The organism is Klebsiella sp. C360, from assembly GCF_048822415.1.
Lineage (GTDB): Bacteria > Pseudomonadota > Gammaproteobacteria > Enterobacterales > Enterobacteriaceae > Klebsiella > Klebsiella quasipneumoniae.
On record NZ_JBMEZZ010000013.1, the window covers coordinates 44,043 to 60,051 of the forward strand.

A 16,009-nucleotide genomic window follows, 5' to 3' on the forward strand; every position below is an offset into this window, starting at 1 on the left:
ACGCATCTGCCCGCCCCCCGTTCACCCTCCGCGCGGATCAATCGACGTAACCTTTCATCAGCCCGCCCAGCCACTCCATAAACAGATGCACGCGGCGGGAGAGATTGCGCCGGTGCGGGTAGATAAGCGAGACCGGCAGCGGCTCAGCGCGGTACTGGGGCAGGATCTCAATCAGTTCGCCGGCGCGTAACGCCTCGCGCACGCCGGTGCGTGGCACCTGAATAATTCCCAGCCCGGCGATACAGGCCGCCTGATAGGTTTCCGTGCTGTTGACCGTCAATATGCCGCCGCTTTTTACCCAGCGCACGGCGCCGTCGATCACCACCTCGAAGCCGGAAGGACGGACCCCGAGGGTGCTGGCGTAGTGGATCAGGGCATGATCCGCCAGATCCTCCAGGGATTGCGGGTAGCCAAAACGGGTCAGGTAGTCCGGGCTGGCGCAGTTAATTTGCGTCAGCTTGCCCAGCGGGCGGGCGATAAGCCCGGAGTCTTTGAGCGCGCCGACGCGCACCACGCAGTCAAACCCCTCGCGGATTACGTCCACCAGCCGGTCGCTGCTGCTCAGCTCCAGTTCGATGCCCGGATACTGCTGCAAAAAAGCCGGCAGGTGCGGGATCACCAGCTTTTTGGCAAAACCGACCGGCATATCCACCCGCAGCCGGCCGCTGATGCTCGCCGGATCGTGCTGGAACATACCGTCCAGTTCGTCGAGGTTGCTCAGCAGATCCTTCGCCCGCTCGTAGTAGACCATTCCATCCTGGGTGAGCTGAACCCGGCGGGTGGTGCGGTGCAGGAGGCGCACGCCAAGATGGCTTTCCAGAGCCTGAATCTGCCGCGAGACGCTGCCTTTCGGCAGCGCCAGGGTCTCGGCGGCGCGGGAGAAACTCTCCAGATCCGCTACGCGAATGAATAGCTGCATTGCATGAATTTTATCCATGCCGATGGCCTATTGTTGTTGTGAATGAAACAGTAAAACGTAATGTAGCGTATTTATTGTTTCACTGGCAGTTAATAAGCTGGAACACAATCACAACGCAACCTGAAAGGGGTCTTCTGATGACACAACGTATCGCTTTAGTGACCGGCGGCAGCCGCGGTCTGGGTAAAAACGCCGCGTTGAAGCTGGCGGCGAAGGGAACCGACATTCTTCTGACCTATCACAGCAACCGCCAGGCTGCGCTCGAGGTGGTGGCGGAGATTGAGCAAAAAGGGGTGAAGGCGGCAGCATTGGCGCTGAACGTCGGCGATCCTTCAACATTCGACGCTTTCGCCAGCGAGGTGACGCAGGTGCTGGCGCAGAAGTGGGGACGCACCACCTTTGATTATTTACTGAACAACGCCGGGATCGGCCTCAACGTCCCCTTCGCCGAGACCAGCGAAGCGCAGTTTGACGAGCTGATGAACATCCAGTTCAAAGGCCCGTTTTTCCTGACCCAGCGGCTGCTGCCCCTCCTGCAGGACGGGGGGCGCATCCTCAACGTTTCCAGCGGCCTGGCGCGCTTTGCCCTGCCGGGCTATGCGGCCTACGCCGCGATGAAGGGGGCGATGGAGGTTCTGACCCGCTATCAGGCGAAAGAGCTGGGCGGACGGGGGATATCGGTGAACATCATCGCGCCGGGGGCCATTGAGACCGACTTTGGCGGCGGGGTGGTGCGCGATAACGCCGAGGTGAATCGGCATATCGCCGCCCAGACCGCGCTGGGGCGCGTCGGGCTACCGGATGATATCGGCGACGCCATCGCCGCCCTGCTCAGCGATGAGCTGGCGTGGATGAACGCGCAGCGCGTGGAAGTCTCGGGAGGGATGTTCCTCTGAACCCCGCTGTCGTCAGACCGTGAGCGGCGGTGCGCTAGGGCGCATCGCCCTCCGCGCGCAGCCGACCGAACAGCCAGTCGTTGTGCCAGCGCCCGTTGAGCCAGTAGTTCTCCCGCAGCTCCCCCTCCAGCCGGAACCCGGCTTTGAGCAGTAACTGCTTGGACGCCTCGTTGCCGGCGGTGACGCTGGCGGTCAGGCGGCGGACGCCGCCGGTGGTGAAGGCGTAGTCGCACAGCGCGCGCAGCGATTCGTAGCCGTAGCCACGACCCTGCGCCGCCGGGGCGAAGAGAAAGCCGACCTCGGCAATGTCGCGCTGATGATGTTGGTAACCGGTGAGGCCGAGCGGGGTATGGGTCAGCCTGTCGCGCACCACCAGGCACAGCCAGTGTTCATCCCCGGGCGTCCACGGCGGCAGCCGCGAATCGAACGCCTCGCGGATGGCCGCCTGCGGCCTGGGGTCGGCCACGTAAAGCATGACCTGCGGATCCTGCTGCAGGGAAAGAAAAAACGACCAGTCGTCCAGCTGCAGCGGTGAGCAGCGCAGGCGCGGCGTCAGAAGTTCAGGCATAAGCGTCATTCCGGGCAGGGCGAATCCTCTGAACATAGCAGGAGAAGGCCGCCGGGAACAGCCCGACTAGGTTGGCTCGCCGTAGAGGCCAATCAGCCGGCGCACGACGCCGTTGGTCCAGCCGAAGCCATCCTGCAGGGGATACTCCCCGCCGCCGCCCTCATGCGGAACGCCGGTGGCGATGTGGTATTTCTCAATCAGCTTGTGGTGCTGCTTGTAGAAGTGGTTGACCGTCTGCAGCCAGCTCCAGGCGATCTCATCGCCCAGCGGATCCTGGCCGTAGCGTTTAAATCCCTGCACCGCCATCCACTGCAGCGGCGCCCAGCCGTTGGGTTTATCCCACTGCTCGCCGCTCTCGTATTCGGTGGCCATGATCCCGCCGGGGGTGAGCAGGCGGGCCCGCACCGCATCGGCAAGGCGTTCCGCCTGTTCGTGGGTCGCCAGGCCGACGTAAAGGGTGACAATGCTGGCGGCGGAAAACAGCGCCAGCTGTTCGCGGCGCCAGTCATAATCGCGAAAACAGCCGTTCTCATCGTCCCACAGATAGCGGTTAACCGCCGCCCGCCGATCCTGAGCCTTCTGGCGAAAGGCCGCTTCCGTCTCGCGATCGCCCTTCAGGCCGGAGAGGTTGGCGATGGTCGTCTCCAGCTTGAACAGGAAGGCGTTCAGGTCGATGGGGATAAACTGCGTGGTGCGGATACTGGCCAGTCGCGTGATATCCCGCAGCCAGCGGCTGGAGTAGTCCCAGCCGGACGCGGCGCCCGCCCGCAGGTCGCGGTAGACTTCATTGGCCGGCCGTCCGGAGTGTCGGGCGGTCTCCACGTCCTCGCGCCACGATTCATCCCGCGGCGTGTCCCGGTCGTCCCAGTAGCGATTGAGCAGGGAGCCATCCGGCATGCGCACCACGTGCCGATACGCCTGATGCGGGATCAGCGACTCGGCGCCGTCCATCCAGAAGGCATGCTCCATCTTCAGATGATCCAGATAGCGCTTCGCGCCGCGCACGCCGTCCTCTTCAAAGAGTTCGACCATCAGGGCGAACACCGGGGGCTGCGAGCGGCTGAGGTAGTAGGTGCGGTTGCCGTTCGGAATGTGACCGTAGGTTTCAATCAGCCAGGCGAAGTTATCGGCCATGCATTTCAGCAGATCTTCCCGGCCGCTCTCCGCCAGCCCCAGCATGGTGAAATAAGAGTCCCAGTAATAGGTTTCGCTAAAGCGACCGCCGGGCACGATATAGGCCTGCGGCAGCGCCAGCAGCGATGACCAGGGGATATGATCCTGAGGCTCGCGGGTCAACACCGGCCATAGTTTATCGATATGCTCTTTCAGCGTCAGGCTGGGGTCGGAGGTGTAGACGTCGGTATGGCTCTCCGGCAGCCAGAAATTATCCTCAACGAACTGCCGCAGGTCGAAATCGGGCTGGCGTTTGACCTTCCGGTAGTTCCGCAGGATGTCCAGCGGGTCGTGTTTCGGCGCGCAGTCGGGAAAAGTTTTGCTGTCGGCAAAAATGCGTGATTTTTGCACGTTGGTAAACAGCTCAAGATAGCGATCCGCCGGGGTGAGGGCATCGGAGGCCGGAAGCCCCTCGATCACCTCAGGCTCCGGTTCAGCGTCAATCATCTCATCCAGCTTTAATTCGTACGGATCGGCTTCGTAGCAGGGATCGATGTCGATCCTTAACTCGTCGTCTTCAACGTGGCGTAATTTCTGGCTGAACATAGCGATACGGACCTCCGGATAGCGTGAGTTCGCGGCCGGGCGTACCCGGCCTTGTCTTTTAAGCGTAGACAGTCGCTTCGGTGAGTGTGAAGTAAACTGTGCGTTAGATCACGCTTTTCCGCCGGCAGGGGACGCCGTGATTTCTAATTAACACGTTGATAAATAATAAATAAGTCCGCGATTAGGTGAAGATAAAATTCGGAGCATTCATTATGCAACAAAATTTTATCCCGGCGCGCTCACTCCCACGCTGCCTCCAGCATCTCCAGCAGCTGTTCGCTGCTCAGGCTGACCGGATTGGCCTTCATCGACGAGGAGGTGCTGGCGGCCAGCGCCGCCGGCTCCAGGGCGTCGCGCGCCACGCCGAGGTCGCGCAGGGTGCCGAGACCGGCGCGATGGCTCCATTCCCGCAGGCTGTCCCAGACCCGATCCGCCGGGACCTCCAGCCCCTCGGCCAGCCAGCGGCGAACGTCGTTGAAGCGCTGGCGCAGGGCGGGGTCGTTTATCTGCGACTCATTCAGCGCCAGCCCAAACGGCAGCAGGCTGCCGCATAAGGCGCCGTGCGAGGCGCGGCTCAGGCCGCCCAGCGGGCCGGCGAGGCCGTGGATCACCCCCAGCCCGGCGTTCGCCAGCGCCACTCCGCCGCACAGGCTGACCCAGGCCATCTCGTCGCGGCTGGCCGGGCACTCTTTTTCCATCAGAACCTTCAGCGCGCGGATGCCGCGCGGGATCGCCTGCTGACAGAGGGCGTCGGTGAAAGGGGTGGCCCGGCTGCAGAGCCAGGGCTCGATCACCTGGGTCAGGGCGTCGAGGCCGGAACTCAGGGTGATGCTGCGCGGCGCGTTGTCGGTTAGCGCCGGGTCGACAATGGCCAGGTCAGGCAGCATCCGGTCGTCGCGCAGGCTCACTTTCCGCTGCTGTTCCACGACGTTGATCACCGCGTTTTTAGTGACTTCCGCGCCTGTGCCCGCGGTGGTGGGGATCGCCACGAACGGCAGCGGGCTGGCTTCCAGCTGACGGCCGGTTCCCACGACTTCCAGATAGTCGACCAGCGGGCCGGTGGCGGGCGCCAGCGCCGCAATCGCTTTACCGGCGTCAATCACCGCGCCGCCGCCGAGGCTGACCACCGCCCTGATCCCTTTCTCGCGCGCCAGCTGGACGCCCTGCTCAATATCGATAAGCCAGGGTTCGCGGCTTATCGCCAGCGTCGTGACCGCCAGCTGCAGCGCCTCCAGCTGATGGCGGAGAAACGCCGCCCGCTGCGGGCTGGCGCCATGCACCAGCAGAACAGGACCGCCCTGCTGCGCCAGCCAGGGGGCGGCGCTCTGGGCCTGACCGCGGCCAAAACGAATATTTTCAGGCATCAAAACGGTAAAAGGGGTCAACATGTCGGGTTCCTTTTCGGCAAACAGGCTGGAATCAACTATACACATTATCCAGCGCTCTGCCTTGTTGCTGGCTGGCAATAGAGTAGAGTGAATGAACTCTCTTTTATGGCTGAGGAATCGCTGACGATGCTAACAATTCTGGGCAAACGCTCTTCAATCAATGTACGGAAAGTGCTGTGGACCTGCGAGGAGATCGGGCTGGCGTACCAGCAGGAGGATTACGGCAGCGGGTTTAAGCCCCTGGACACCCCCGAATTTCAGCGCCTGAATCCTAACAGCCTGGTGCCGGTGCTGCTGGACGATGACTTTGTGCTCTGGGAGTCGAACAGTATCTGCCGCTATCTGGCGCGAAAAGCGGAGCGCTGGGATCTGCTGCCCGCCGGGCCGCAGCCCGCCGCCGAGGTGGAGCACTGGATGGACTGGCAGGCGACCGAGTTCAATAATGCCTGGCGCCATGCTTTTATGGGGCTGGTGCGTAAAGATCCCCGCTTTCAGGATCCGGCGGCGATTAAAGAGAGCATTGCCGCCTGGACCCACTGCGTGCGCATTGTCGAAGCGCAGCTGCAGCGGACCGGGGCGTGGGTCGCCGGCGAGCGCTTCACCCTGGCTGATATTGTGCTGGGCCTGTCGGTGCATCGCTGGAAGATGACGCCCTTTGCCCATCCGGAAATGCCGGCCGTGGAGCGCTGGTATATGGCGCTCAATCAGCGCCCGGCGTTTATGCGCCATGGAAATAACGGCGTGGCGTAGCGAACGGGCCAGGGCCTTATCGATTTTTCAGCGTATTCGCTTTGCACTGGCGGGGTAATGCCGCTACGATCCCGCGTCTGTTTTTTATCCCATCCCAAATAACGTGTGGCAGGCAGGTGCAGTTTGAAAAAACGGTTAGGCCTTGTGCTACTGGCATTACTGTTGATTTCAGGCTGTTCCGGCACGCTGTCGCAAATGAGCCCGCCCAGCAATGAAACCAGTCTGACAGGGCGCAACGGTCAGCGGCTTTCCGTCGATGATTATGTCAGGCATTACATGCGCGAGAAGCAGGTCAGCGGCATGGTGGTGGCAATTATTCATCATAACGGCCCGGCGGAGTTTCACTGCTTCGGCGTGACCGATGACCAACATCGCTACCCGATAACCCCGCATACGCTGTTTGCCCTCGGCTCGCTGAGCAAAGGGGTTACCGCCGAAGTGGTCACGATGCTGGTGAACGAAGGCCGTTTCCACTGGCACGACACGCTGCAGACCCTGCTGCCGCCGGGTACCGCGCTGAGTGAGGATGCCCGTAAGATAACCTTGCTGCAGCTGGTGACGCATACCTCAGGGCTGCCGCGGCAACCGATGAATATGCTGTCGCTTGAGCACCTGCTGGCCTATCTCAACGATGGCGAGAACTTCTACCATGAGCTCGATGCCGATGGCGTACTGAGTTATCTGCAGAATTTCCAGGCCCCGGCGGAACCGGCGCCGAGTTACTCCAACCTCGGCTACGCGATCCTCGGCTATCTTCTCCAGTACCAGACTGGCGAATCGATTGAGACGCTGGCCTCGCGGATGATCTTCCGCCCGCTGGCGATGGGGAACACCAGCTTCCTGCCGCAAACGCTGCGTGATTATCCGTGGCGGGCGCTGGGCCATGCTGGCGATCAGCCGAAGTTTAAACCCCGCGGCGCGCTGACGCCGGACTGGCAGTTCCGTCATAACATGGTCGGCGCGGCGAGTTTGTACAGCGACGCCGGGGATCTGATTCACTATGCCCGCGCCCACTTCGCGCCCACCGGTCAGGCGGCGCTGGACCAGGCGTTCCGCGACGTTAGCGTCGACTATTATCCGCGACGGATTGAAGCGGCGAATATCGCCTGGGTAACAGACACGTTCGGCGAGCAGCAATTAACCTATCAGGTGGGGTACATCGGCGGCTATTCGAGCTATATCGGTTTTGATAAAGCGAATCAGAATGCGGTGGTGGTGCTGCAAAACAGCTTTAACTGGAGCAACTATATCGGCCACCAGATCCTGCGTCACCTGGCGGCGCAATAAAAAAGCCCCGTCCGGAGACGGGGCTGCGCGCCTTAGCGCATGGTGACAAACTCTTCTGCCGCCGTTGGGTGAATAGCGACGGTGTTGTCGAAGTCTTTTTTGGTGGCGCCCATCTTCAACGCCACCGCAAAGCCCTGCAGCATCTCATCCATCCCGAAGCCGATGCCATGGATACCGACAATCTTCTCTTCCGGGCCGACGCACACCAGCTTCATGCGGCACGGCTGGCGGTGCGAGGTGACGGCGGTGTACATCGCGGTGAAGGAGGATTTGTAGACCTTCACGGCGTCGTCGCCATACTGCTCGCGCGCCTGCGGCTCGGTTAAGCCGACGGTGCCGATAGGCGGGTGGCTGAAGACCACGGTCGGAATGTTGTTGTAGTCCAGATGCTCTTCCGGTTTGTTGTTAAACAGGCGTTCGGAGAGACGACGGCCTGCGGCCACGGCCACCGGGGTCAGCTCAACGGCGCCGGTGTTATCGCCCACGGCGTAGATGCCCGGCACGCTGGTGTTCTGGAACTTATCGACGACGATGTAGCCTTTATCGTCAGTTTTCACGCCGGTAGCCGCCAGGTTGAAGTTATCGGTCGCCGGTTCGCGGCCAATCGCCCAGATCAGGCAGTCAACGGTCTGGCTGCGGCCATCTTCCAGCTCAAGGGTCAGGCTGCCGTCGGCATGCTTCACCACCGCTTTCGGGATGGCGTTGGTATGCAGCTGCGGGCCTTCGGCGTTCATCACTTCCACCAGTGTTTCGACGATCAGCGGATCGAAGCTGCGCAGCGGCGCATGCTTGCGCACGAACAGGTGGGTTTCAGCGCCGAGGCCGTTAATCACCCCCGCCAGCTCAACGGCGATGTAGCCCGCGCCGACCACCGCCACGCGCTTCGGCAGCGCCGGCAGTTCGAAGAAACCGTCGGAATCAATACCGTATTCCACGCCCGGAATGGTCGGGTGGCTCGGACGGCCGCCGGTGGCGATCAGGATATGATCGGCCGTAATGGTCTCGCCGTTCACTTCCACGGTGTGGGCATCGACAAAGCGCGCAAAGCCTTTGATCACGTCGACGTTGTTCTTACCCAGCACGTTGTCGTAGGAGGTATGAATGCGGTCGATATAGGCGCTGCGGCTGGCGACCAGCTTCTCCCAGTCGAAATGGTTGATGGTGGTATCGAAACCGTAGTCCGGGCCGTAAAGATGAATCGCTTCGCGGATCTGCGCCGCATGCCACATCACTTTTTTCGGCACACAGCCGACGTTGACGCAGGTGCCGCCCAGCGCTTTGGCTTCAATCAGCGCGCACTTCTGGCCGTACATGGCCGCACGGTTAATCGAGGCGATACCGCCGCTACCGCCGCCGATGGCGAGGTAATCATAATGTTTGCTCATGCCCATATGTCCTTAATCGTTGATTGCCGCGATTGTAACGCGAGGCGTAAAAGGTTCCACCGATGGTTGCGATTACTCCGGCACGATCCAGCTGACGGTCGTGTGACCGGTACCGGCCGGCACCAGCTTGCTGTGCAGCCACGGCAGCACATTGTTCATCTGCTGCTCCAGCTTCCACGGCGGGTTGATGACGATCATCCCGGAGGCGGTCATGCCGCGCTGGTCGCTGTCAGGACGTACCGCCAGCTCAATCTGCAGAATCTTGCGAATGCCAGTGGCTTCTAAGTCTTTGATCATGCGTTTGATTTGCGCGCGCAGCACCACCGGGTACCACAGCGCGTAGGTGCCGGTGGCGAAGCGTTTGTAGCCTTCGTTAATTCCGGTCACCACCGCCTGATAGTCGGTTTTAATTTCGTACGGCGGGTCGATCAGAATCAGACCGCGGCGCGAGACCGGCGGCAGTTTGGCTTTCAGCTGCTGGTAGCCATCGGCTTTATCGACGCGCGCGCGGCTGTCTTTCTGAAACTCGGCGCGCAGCAGCGGGAAGTCGCTCGGGTGCAGCTCGGTCATCTGCAGGCTGTCCTGCTCGCGCAGCAGCTGGCGGGCGATCAGCGGAGAACCCGGGTAGTAGCGCAGTTGGCCGTTACGGTTGAAGTGTTCGACCACCGAAATATAGGGCTCAAGCTCTGCCGGCAGGTCGTCCTGCTGCCAGATGCGGGCGATGCCTTCGAGATACTCGCCGGTACGCTCGGCGTGCTCGCCGCTCAGCTGATAGCGGCCCGCGCCGGCGTGGGTGTCCAGGTAGAGAAACGGTTTTTCTTTCTCTTTCAGCGCTTCAATGATCAGGCTCTGAACGGTGTGTTTGAGGACGTCGGCGTGGTTGCCTGCGTGAAAGCTGTGGCGATAACTGAGCATGGATGCAGAGATTCCGGGAAATAAACAAGTTAACCGATAGTTTACCGCAGATCGGCCGAGATTACCGCTGCGCCGCCGCGCTGTTTCATTTCTGCCAAAAGCGTTGCAAAACATAACGCTGTCATAAAAGCGTCAAACGGCCGCGCTAGCGTCGGATACAGGCAAGGTAATTGTTTGAATAAAAGGAAAAATAATGAAAAAGCAACTCTCGCTGCTGGCCGTCGCGCTGCTGCTGGCGCAACCGGTTCTGGCTAAAGACATCCCGCTGAACAGGGCGGCGGCCGTCGCCAATAGCGTGACGCCGGCTGCCTCCAGCCAGGCGTATGACGATCTTGAGCAACAGGCGCTGGCGCAGTTGCGCCACGCGCTGCAAGGGGATGCCGCGACGCTGACCCGCGATCGGTTGGCGCACACGAAACAAAACAAAACCCAGGCCGATACCGCCTGGCTGAAGGCCAGCGGCTACGACTTCCAGACCCGGGCAAACCAGCAGGCGGATATTGCGCTATTGTCGGCGTTCAGCAGTCTGCCGGAGACCGTCGTGAAGCAGAATCTGGCGACGGTGACCGCCATCAACCGCGACGCCGTGCAGACCACCCGCCGTCAGGCGCTGGCCGATGCGCAAGGGATTAGCTACCTCTATTTCCTCAGCGACGCGCTGGGGCCTCGTCTGGGCAACGCGTTTCTGACCGCCTATGACCAGGGCGCGCTGGGGAAAGCGGCGGCGCTGATCAAAGCCTCGGAAGTCAGCACCGGCGAGGCGAAAAAGCACTTCCACAATCCGCGGCCGTTCCTGGTCCAGGGCAACACCATTCACCTGGTGCCGGACGACGTGGTGGTGAAGGATAACCAGCCCTATACCGCCGACGGCGGCTCGTTCCCCAGCGGCCACACCAATACTGGCTATACCGATGCGCTGCTGCTGGCGGCGATGATCCCGGAGCGCTACGACGCGCTGGTGGCGCGCGGCGCCCGCTATGGCTACTCGCGCATTGTGCTGGGCGTCCACTATCCGCTGGACGTGATCGGCTCGCGGATGGTGGCCGAGCGCAACGTGGCCCATTATCTTAACGATCCGCGCTACCGGGTATTATTTAACGAAGCCCGCGATCAGCTGCGCGCCGCGCTGGCGAAAGCCTGCGGTACGTCGCTTGCCGAGTGCGCGAAGAGCAGCGTGAAAGACGATCCCTGGCGCGATCCGGCGATGCGTGATTTCACTCGTTTCACCATGACCTACGACCTGCCGCGGCAGAAGGGGCCGCAGCCGCGCCTGCAGGCGCCGGAGGGGGCGGAAGTGCTGCTGGAGGCTGCCCTGCCGCAGCTGTCTGCGGCCCAGCGCCGGGCGCTGATGGTCAACACCGCGCTGCCGGCGGGCTACCCGCTGTCCGGCGCCACCCCCGAACAGCAGTTCTGGCAGCGGCTGAATCTGTCGGCGGCCTGGGAGATGGCGCAAAAAAGGCATTAATGCGGTTTCCGGCACGCTGCGCCGCGTGTCGCGCTTTTCCGGCAACGGGCGGACTTATCGCAGCAATACCCAGGCTGACGCACCGCCCGTCATTGAAATTCCCCCAACTATCCCCCATTCTAGATCTCATGCATAAGCGCCGGACGCGCGCTTCACTCACCCTTTTCAACAGGACAGCGCATATGACCAATCCATTACTGACGCCTTTTTCCCTGCCGCCTTTTTCTGCGATCAAACCAGAGCACGTGGTCCCAGCGGTCACCAAAGCGCTGGAGGATTGCCGGGCCGCGGTGGAAAGCGCAGTGGCGCATGGCGCGCCGTATAGCTGGGAAAATCTTTGCCAGCCGCTGGCGGAAGTGGACGATGTGCTGGGACGCATCTTCTCGCCTGTCAGCCATCTCAATTCGGTAAAAAACAGCCCGGAACTGCGCGAGGCCTACGAACAGACGCTGCCGCTGCTCTCCGAGTACAGCACCTGGGTCGGCCAGCATGAAGGCCTGTATAAAGCCTACCGCGATCTGCGCGATGGCGATAACTACGCCACGCTGAATACCGCGCAGAAAAAAGCGGTGGATAACGCGCTGCGCGATTTCGAATTATCCGGTATTGGCCTGCCGCCGGAGGCGCAGAAACGCTACGGTGAAATCGCCGCGCGCCTCTCTGAGCTGGGCAACCAGTACAGCAACAACGTCCTTGACGCCACCATGGGCTGGAACAAGCTGGTGACCGACGTCGCCGATCTGGCCGGTATGCCGGAAAGCGCGCTGGCCGCCGCTCAGGCGCAGGCCCAGGCCAAAGAGCAGGAAGGGTATCTGCTGACCCTGGATATCCCGAGCTACCTGCCGGTGATGACCTACTGCGACAATCAGGCGCTGCGCGAAGAGATGTACCGCGCCTACTCCACGCGCGCCTCCGACCAGGGGCCAAACGCCGGTAAATGGGATAACAGCCCGGTGATGGCGGAGATCCTCGCCCTGCGCCACGAGCTGGCGCAGCTGCTGGGCTTTGACAGCTACGCCTTTAAATCCCTCGCCACCAAAATGGCGGAGGATCCGCAGCAGGTGCTCGACTTCCTCACCGACCTGGCAAAACGCGCCCGTCCGCAGGGCGAAAAAGAGCTGGCCCAGCTGCGCGCTTTCGCTAAAGCCGAGTTCGGCGTCGAAGAGCTGCAGCCGTGGGACATCGCTTACTACAGCGAAAAACAGAAACAGCATCTCTACAGCATCAGCGATGAGCAGCTGCGCCCCTATTTCCCGGAAAACAGAGCCGTTAACGGTCTGTTCGAAGTGGTGAAGCGCATTTACGGCATTACCGCCAAAGAGCGTACCGATGTCGACGTGTGGCATCCGGAAGTGCGCTTCTTCGAGCTGTATGACGAACACAACGAGCTGCGCGGCAGCTTCTATCTCGACCTGTATGCCCGCGAGCACAAACGCGGCGGGGCGTGGATGGACGACTGCGTCGGCCAGATGCGTAAGCTGGATGGTTCCCTGCAGAAGCCGGTCGCCTACCTGACCTGTAACTTCAACCGTCCGGTCAACGGCAAACCGGCGCTGTTCACCCACGACGAAGTGATCACCCTGTTCCACGAGTTCGGCCACGGTCTGCACCACATGCTGACCCGCATCGATACCGCCGGGGTTTCCGGCATCAGCGGGGTGCCGTGGGACGCGGTCGAGCTGCCGAGCCAGTTTATGGAAAACTGGTGCTGGGAGCCGGAAGCGCTGGCCTTTATCTCCGGTCATTATGAAACCGGTGAACCGCTGCCGCAGGCGCTGCTGGAGAAAATGCTGGCGGCGAAAAACTACCAGGCGGCGATGTTTATTCTGCGCCAGCTGGAGTTCGGCCTGTTCGATTTCCGCCTGCACGCGGAGTATAAGCCGGAGCAGGGGGCGAAAATCCTTGAGACCCTCGCGGAGATTAAAAAGCAGGTCGCCGTGGTGCCGGGCCCAACCTGGGGCCGCTTCCCGCACGCCTTCAGCCATATCTTCGCCGGCGGTTACGCGGCGGGTTACTACAGCTACCTGTGGGCTGACGTGCTGGCGGCAGACGCCTTCTCACGCTTCGAAGAAGAGGGGATCTTCAACCGTGAAACCGGTCAGTCGTTCCTCGATAACATCCTGAGTCGCGGCGGTTCTGAAGAGCCGATGGTGCTGTTCAAACGCTTCCGCGGGCGCGAGCCGCAGCTGGATGCGATGCTGGAGCATTACGGGATCAAGGGTTAAGTCTGCGGTGAAGATCTGCTTAATTGATGAAACGGGCGCCGGAGACGGCGCCTTATCTGTTTTAGCCGCCCGCTGGGGGCTGGAGCAGGATGACGATAACCTGATGGCGCTGGTGCTGACCGCTGAGCATCTGGAGCTGCGTAAGCGCGATGAGCCCAAACTCGGCGGTATCTTCGTCGATTTCGTCGGCGGGGCGATGGCCCACCGGCGCAAGTTTGGCGGCGGCCGCGGTGAAGCGGTGGCCAAAGCGGTCGGTATTAAAGGCGATTATCTGCCGGATGTCGTCGATGCCACCGCCGGATTGGGGCGTGACGCCTTTGTGCTGGCGTCGGTCGGCTGTCGCGTGCGGATGCTGGAGCGTAATCCGGTGGTCGCCGCGCTGCTCGACGATGGCCTGGCCCGCGGCTATGCCGATGCGGAAATCGGCGGCTGGCTGCAGGAGCGGCTGCAGCTGATCCACGCCTCCAGCCTGACGGCGCTGACCGATATTACCCCGCGTCCGCAGGTGGTCTACCTCGACCCGATGTTCCCGCATAAGCAGAAAAGCGCGCTGGTGAAGAAAGAGATGCGCGTCTTTCAGTCGCTGGTGGGGCCCGATTTAGACGCCGATGGCCTGCTGGCCCCGGCGCGCCAGCTGGCGACCAAACGGGTGGTGGTGAAGCGCCCGGATTACGCGCCGCCGCTGGCGGAAGTCGCCACGCCGAACGCGGTGGTGACCAAAGGGCATCGGTTTGATATTTACGCCGGCACGCCGGCGTAAATTTGCAATCTATCAGGCATCGCGCCGTCATGTTGCCGGGTGGCGGCTGCGCCTTACCCGGCCTACATAATCATTTATATATCAGATGGATATCATTCCCGCAGGCCGGGCTGAGAAAGGCGTAAACCGACGATCATCTCTACCGCTCAGCTTCCCCCGGGGTATTAATCATCCGGTTCAGCCACGGCACCATCAGCGCCATCACCACCGTGACCCCCAGGGTCACCAGGCCAATTTTACTGAACACGCTGGTGTAAACGGGCAGCGTCTGCAGCGGGTCGGTGATATTTTCCGGCACCGCGGTGAAGGTCGCCACATAGCCGCCGAGCAGGAACGCGGCGGCCTGGGTCAGGAACCACATCCCCAGAATAAAGCCCATCAGATGCTGCGGCACCAGCGCGGCGACCATCGCCAGCCCCAGGGCGCTGATCAGCAACTCGCCCAGGCTCTGGAACAGATAAACCAGCACAATAAACCACGGCGAGGTTAATCCCTGGGCGTCGGCGAACCACATCCCGGCGGCCGCGGCGGTAAGGAAGCCCAGCGCGCAGAGGAACATCCCGAGGGTAAATTTCACCGGCATGGTCAGGTCTTTACCCTTGTGGCCGAGATGGGTGTAGATCGCCGCCAGCACCGGGCTGGCTACCACCACCCAGAAGGGGTTCAGGGCCTGGAAACTGACCGGGTTGATGGTAAAACCCAGGATCTGATGATGGACGTTATTGATGGCGAAGAAGTTCAGCGAGGTCGGCATCTGGGCGTAGAGAATGTAAAACAGCACCGCCTCGATCATCAGGATAAAGGCGACGAACATTTTGTTGCGCCCGGTTTTATCAAGGCGAAACGCCTCGCGGAAAAAGAACGCAATGACCACGACCGACAGGACAATCAGCACCAGGTTGGCGATCATCACGTTATGCATCAGCCAGGCGCAGAGAAAAATCATCACCACCGTACCGGCCAGCACCAGCGCCAGATTGCGCAGGCTGAGGGGGCGATGATCGGGCTCGGAACCAATCTCTTTCACCATCCCGCGGCAGGCGAGGTAGACCAGCAGCGCGATAATCAGCCCCGCGCCGCACAGGTTATAGGTCACCGCGTAGCCAAACTTTTCCGCGATCACCGGCGCCAGCGACAGCGACAGCAGCGAACCGATGTTTATCGACATATAAAACAGGGTAAACGCCCCGTCGAGACGGGCATCCTTCGGCGGATAGCATTTTGACAGCAGGCTCGCCGGGTTGGCTTTAAACAAACCGTTGCCGACGGCGATGGTGCCGAGGGCGATAAAGATCAGCTGCGGTTTCAGCAGCGACATCCCGGTCATAAAGTAGCCGATGGCCAGCACAATCGCGCCGAGCACCAGCGTGCGTTTGGTCCCCAGCAGATGGTCGCCCACGTAGCCGCCGATGGAGATCAGCCCGTAAACCAGCGCCGCGAAGGCGCCGAAGGTGATAAAGGCCTGTTCCTGAGAGAAGCCCAACTGTTTAACAAAGAAGACCGCCAGGATCCCCTGAACGCCGTAATAGCCAAAACGTTCCCAGAGCTCCACAAAGAAGATCATAAAGAACGGACGAGGTTGCTGCAGCAAGCCCGTAGGTGCAGTTGTATTCATATTCCTTCGCCTTGTATTACTTTCCCAAAAAGTATGAACGCGTATGCCAGAACGCGCCGAAAATGTCTGATAACTCGCCATGCTGCGGTTATTGGCTTATTGAATAGATTATTATAT

General features: G+C 61.2%; 13 protein-coding genes. 6 read left to right on the plus strand and 7 right to left on the minus strand.

What is annotated here, in order from left to right; translation table 11 throughout:
* Positions 1-37: 37 nt before the first annotated feature.
* Positions 38-937 carry a LysR family transcriptional regulator gene (locus ACOI7D_RS23600; RefSeq protein ID WP_109546834.1) on the minus strand — a complete coding sequence of 300 codons (900 nt, stop codon included), beginning with the start codon at positions 935-937 and terminating at the stop codon, positions 38-40.
* Positions 938-1,056: 119 nt separating this feature from the next.
* Here ACOI7D_RS23600 and ACOI7D_RS23605 point away from each other — a divergent pair, with 119 nt between their 5' ends.
* Entirely contained in the window at positions 1,057-1,815 is a 759-nt protein-coding gene (locus tag ACOI7D_RS23605) for an SDR family NAD(P)-dependent oxidoreductase (RefSeq protein WP_109546835.1), read from the plus strand.
* Positions 1,816-1,849: 34 nt separating this feature from the next.
* Here ACOI7D_RS23605 and ACOI7D_RS23610 read toward each other — a convergent pair whose 3' ends face one another.
* From ACOI7D_RS23610 to ACOI7D_RS23620, 3 genes are all read right to left on the minus strand, one after another.
* A complete protein-coding gene (locus tag ACOI7D_RS23610) occupies positions 1,850-2,383 on the minus strand; it encodes a GNAT family N-acetyltransferase (protein ID WP_023291283.1) in 534 nt (177 codons plus the stop codon).
* Positions 2,384-2,449: 66 nt separating this feature from the next.
* Positions 2,450-4,102 (minus strand): alpha,alpha-trehalase, encoded by a 1,653-nt coding sequence (locus ACOI7D_RS23615; RefSeq protein WP_023291282.1) that lies wholly within the window; start codon positions 4,100-4,102, stop codon positions 2,450-2,452.
* 239 nt (positions 4,103-4,341) lie between these two features.
* Positions 4,342-5,490 carry an iron-containing alcohol dehydrogenase gene (locus tag ACOI7D_RS23620; protein WP_044525004.1) on the minus strand — a complete coding sequence of 383 codons (1,149 nt, stop codon included), beginning with the start codon at positions 5,488-5,490 and terminating at the stop codon, positions 4,342-4,344.
* A gap of 126 nt (positions 5,491-5,616) precedes the next feature.
* Here ACOI7D_RS23620 and ACOI7D_RS23625 point away from each other — a divergent pair, with 126 nt between their 5' ends.
* On the plus strand, positions 5,617-6,240 hold the full coding sequence (locus ACOI7D_RS23625; RefSeq protein ID WP_023291280.1) for a glutathione S-transferase family protein: 624 nt from the start codon (positions 5,617-5,619) through the stop codon (positions 6,238-6,240).
* Between the two features lie 195 nt (positions 6,241-6,435).
* The gene (locus tag ACOI7D_RS23630) at positions 6,436-7,527 is read left to right on the plus strand and encodes a serine hydrolase domain-containing protein (protein ID WP_064158034.1); all 1,092 of its coding nucleotides are present in this window, start codon (positions 6,436-6,438) and stop codon (positions 7,525-7,527) included.
* Positions 7,528-7,559: 32 nt separating this feature from the next.
* Here the strand turns inward: ACOI7D_RS23630 and gorA are convergent, their stop codons facing one another.
* Entirely contained in the window at positions 7,560-8,912 is a 1,353-nt protein-coding gene (gene gorA / locus ACOI7D_RS23635; RefSeq protein ID WP_032454297.1) for a glutathione-disulfide reductase, read from the minus strand.
* A 72-nt stretch (positions 8,913-8,984) separates the two neighbouring features.
* On the minus strand, positions 8,985-9,827 hold the full coding sequence (locus ACOI7D_RS23640) for a 23S rRNA (adenine(2030)-N(6))-methyltransferase RlmJ (protein ID WP_004204945.1): 843 nt from the start codon (positions 9,825-9,827) through the stop codon (positions 8,985-8,987).
* A gap of 193 nt (positions 9,828-10,020) precedes the next feature.
* Between ACOI7D_RS23640 and ACOI7D_RS23645 the strand changes: the two genes are divergently transcribed.
* From ACOI7D_RS23645 to rsmJ, 3 genes are all read left to right on the plus strand, one after another.
* On the plus strand, positions 10,021-11,292 hold the full coding sequence (locus tag ACOI7D_RS23645) for an acid phosphatase (RefSeq protein ID WP_109546836.1): 1,272 nt from the start codon (positions 10,021-10,023) through the stop codon (positions 11,290-11,292).
* A 182-nt stretch (positions 11,293-11,474) separates the two neighbouring features.
* The gene (prlC, locus tag ACOI7D_RS23650) at positions 11,475-13,517 is read left to right on the plus strand and encodes an oligopeptidase A (RefSeq protein ID WP_044524999.1); all 2,043 of its coding nucleotides are present in this window, start codon (positions 11,475-11,477) and stop codon (positions 13,515-13,517) included.
* Between the two features lie 7 nt (positions 13,518-13,524).
* Positions 13,525-14,277 carry a 16S rRNA (guanine(1516)-N(2))-methyltransferase RsmJ gene (rsmJ, locus tag ACOI7D_RS23655; RefSeq protein ID WP_032429010.1) on the plus strand — a complete coding sequence of 251 codons (753 nt, stop codon included), beginning with the start codon at positions 13,525-13,527 and terminating at the stop codon, positions 14,275-14,277.
* Positions 14,278-14,416: 139 nt separating this feature from the next.
* On the opposite strand, the gene dtpB is transcribed toward rsmJ, so the two are convergent.
* Positions 14,417-15,892: a dipeptide/tripeptide permease DtpB gene (gene dtpB / locus ACOI7D_RS23660; protein ID WP_032454295.1), complete on the minus strand. Its 1,476-nt coding sequence runs from the start codon at positions 15,890-15,892 to the stop codon at positions 14,417-14,419.
* Positions 15,893-16,009 lie beyond the last annotated feature (117 nt).

What these genes read in the sequence shown, in the direction of transcription:
- ACOI7D_RS23600 (WP_109546834.1), bottom strand. Translation starts at nt 937, where the DNA reads ATGGATAAAATTCATGCAATGCAGCTATTCATTCGCGTAGCGGATCTG.
- ACOI7D_RS23605 (WP_109546835.1), top strand. Translation starts at nt 1,057, where the DNA reads ATGACACAACGTATCGCTTTAGTGACCGGCGGCAGCCGCGGTCTGGGT.
- ACOI7D_RS23610 (WP_023291283.1), bottom strand. Translation starts at nt 2,383, where the DNA reads ATGCCTGAACTTCTGACGCCGCGCCTGCGCTGCTCACCGCTGCAGCTG.
- ACOI7D_RS23615 (WP_023291282.1), bottom strand. Translation starts at nt 4,102, where the DNA reads ATGTTCAGCCAGAAATTACGCCACGTTGAAGACGACGAGTTAAGGATC.
- ACOI7D_RS23620 (WP_044525004.1), bottom strand. Translation starts at nt 5,490, where the DNA reads ATGTTGACCCCTTTTACCGTTTTGATGCCTGAAAATATTCGTTTTGGC.
- ACOI7D_RS23625 (WP_023291280.1), top strand. Translation starts at nt 5,617, where the DNA reads ATGCTAACAATTCTGGGCAAACGCTCTTCAATCAATGTACGGAAAGTG.
- ACOI7D_RS23630 (WP_064158034.1), top strand. Translation starts at nt 6,436, where the DNA reads ATGAGCCCGCCCAGCAATGAAACCAGTCTGACAGGGCGCAACGGTCAG.
- gorA (WP_032454297.1), bottom strand. Translation starts at nt 8,912, where the DNA reads ATGAGCAAACATTATGATTACCTCGCCATCGGCGGCGGTAGCGGCGGT.
- ACOI7D_RS23640 (WP_004204945.1), bottom strand. Translation starts at nt 9,827, where the DNA reads ATGCTCAGTTATCGCCACAGCTTTCACGCAGGCAACCACGCCGACGTC.
- ACOI7D_RS23645 (WP_109546836.1), top strand. Translation starts at nt 10,021, where the DNA reads ATGAAAAAGCAACTCTCGCTGCTGGCCGTCGCGCTGCTGCTGGCGCAA.
- prlC (WP_044524999.1), top strand. Translation starts at nt 11,475, where the DNA reads ATGACCAATCCATTACTGACGCCTTTTTCCCTGCCGCCTTTTTCTGCG.
- dtpB (WP_032454295.1), bottom strand. Translation starts at nt 15,892, where the DNA reads ATGAATACAACTGCACCTACGGGCTTGCTGCAGCAACCTCGTCCGTTC.